This is a genomic window from Collinsella aerofaciens (assembly GCF_901212495.1).
Classification (GTDB): Bacteria; Actinomycetota; Coriobacteriia; order Coriobacteriales; family Coriobacteriaceae; genus Collinsella; species Collinsella aerofaciens_H.
The window spans coordinates 35-2,022 of the sequence record NZ_CAAKNY010000077.1 but is presented as its reverse complement, the minus strand read 5'-3'; the positions used below and the strand labels follow the sequence as shown (position 1 = coordinate 2,022).

The following is a 1,988-nucleotide window of genomic DNA, read 5'->3' as shown; positions in this document are numbered from 1 at the left end:
GGCCGGCCGGTCCGGCCCTCAGGGTATCGGATTCCCACATTCATCCGTACATGTGCGGATGAATGTGGGAAGTGTTCGGATGAAGTTGCCAATCAAGGCTCCCACGAATTTAAAATCGGGAGCAAAAAGTTCTTGGTAAACCACGCACGGCTATGTTAGTATCTCTTTTGCCGAAAGGCGACGGGCGATTGGCTCAGGGGTAGAGCATATCCTTCACACGGATGGGGTCACAAGTTCGAATCTTGTATCGCCCACCATCAAAAGCGCAGGTCAGAGATGTTAAGTCTCTGGCCTTTTTCTTTTTGACACCAAGGGTGACACCAAATCTGACACCAAAATCGAATCGAAATTTTTAAACGCGTTTCTAGCTGATCTCTCCTGTGCTGACGTCATCGCGCGTTTTGCATAAAGCCCATGTGCTCTTTCATTGAATTTGCCATGGGATTCACGTACAAATGTGGAGATAGGGACCACGGCTCCAGAACTCCTACCAGCAGATTTGTGCCGCACGGCGATCTTTAGGCGAAATGCGTCAAGCTATTGGCCAGCATTTGGTCAGCTTCCGGTACTCACCCGCATGATGCCGCCATTGATAATCGGTCTACCTGCAAACATAACGGCACGCAGCCAAAGCTAGGGGAGGCCCATATGGACGAGATCATTTGTGCAAACACCGCGTTCCGCTACTGGCGCTGCCCACCGCAGGTCCGCGACCTCTACCCAAGACTGCCAAGCCCAGAAGACGGCTGGCGAGCTCTAGCCCAAGCCCCTTTCGTAACCGATATCCTCAAGACCCCGATTATTACCACCACAGTGCCCGGTGGCGTTAACTACCATTCGGGATTACGGACAACAATCCACTGTGATGATGCTTCGGGAGTGGATAGCACGCTGGAAACCGCGATGAGCTTTAGGGTTACCAATCCACTTGCGACGCTATTTACCATGGCACGCTTTGTGTCTCCAACCGATCTCGTCCTTGCCATGTACGAATTTTGCGGATGGTTTTCAATCTTTGAGCCCACCGCAGCAGCAGAGGCGGAACTAGACAAAGCCAATGACGCTGCCGAGAATGCAACCACCGAATCCCTCTTTGAACTCGATGAAAGCCAAGACGAGCCACAATGGAAACGCGTTTATGCGCGCATAAAAGTAAAAGAACAGGTAAATACGAAGGGGCCCAACGGACAAAAAACAAAGGAGGTAACAAGGCTAAAGGGCACTTCGCTCTGGATGAGGAAGCCGCTCATCGAATTACACGAGCTTCATGAGTACGCCAGTAAGATGAAAAAACGAAAGTGGGGTACGAAGTTTTACAACGCCGCTCAGCTGGTGACAGGTATAGCAGCTTCTCCGCTTGAAGTTGCAGGAATTTTATTGCTATCGCTTCCACGCTCTCGCGGCGGTGCCGGCTTTCGAAACGTTAATGTTAACGACCTTACGCCGCTTACCGCATCGGCGCAGATCATTGCAGGGCAAAAAGTCTGCTACGGGGATATCGTGATCATAAATCCAACCATAATGAAAGCAGGCATCGTGGAGATTCAGGGAGAGGTTATCCACGGATCAGGCGCCGTGCTCGACCACGATGCCAAACGCATGACGGCGCTGCAAAGTATGGGGTATGACGTCTTTCTGGTTACGCACGACATGCTTAACGATGCCGAGCAACTTGATGCGATCGTGCGAAGTCTTTGCTCGCGCTTGGAATTGCGCTATAGGTGCAAAAATAAGGCGCAAAAGACGACGGAAATGGAGTTGCGAGCCAACGTACTATGCAACTGGCTGGAAATCGGTCGTTAGACGGGTGCCTTGCTCACTTCCGGGCGCCCTCGGTCGGCTGCCTGCGATGCCCCCGCCACGAAACCGGCCCATCTACTACGTTTAACCCCGACCCCTAGACCATACCCCTTATTTCGCGAAAACCGCAGGCCGTTTACCTGCGGTTTTATTTTTGCCCGAGACGCCATGGTCGGGGGATGACGGCC

1 protein-coding gene and 1 tRNA gene are annotated in these 1,988 nt (G+C 52.3%); both read left to right on the top strand.

Annotation, left to right across the window (positions count from 1 at the left end; all coding sequences use genetic code 11):
* The first annotated feature begins 182 nt into the window (after positions 1-182).
* Positions 183-257, top strand: a tRNA-Val gene (locus SFLMC1_RS09440).
* Positions 258-648: 391 nt separating this feature from the next.
* Positions 649-1,803 carry a hypothetical protein gene (locus SFLMC1_RS09435; protein ID WP_152074673.1) on the top strand — a complete coding sequence of 385 codons (1,155 nt, stop codon included), beginning with the start codon at positions 649-651 and terminating at the stop codon, positions 1,801-1,803.
* Positions 1,804-1,988 lie beyond the last annotated feature (185 nt).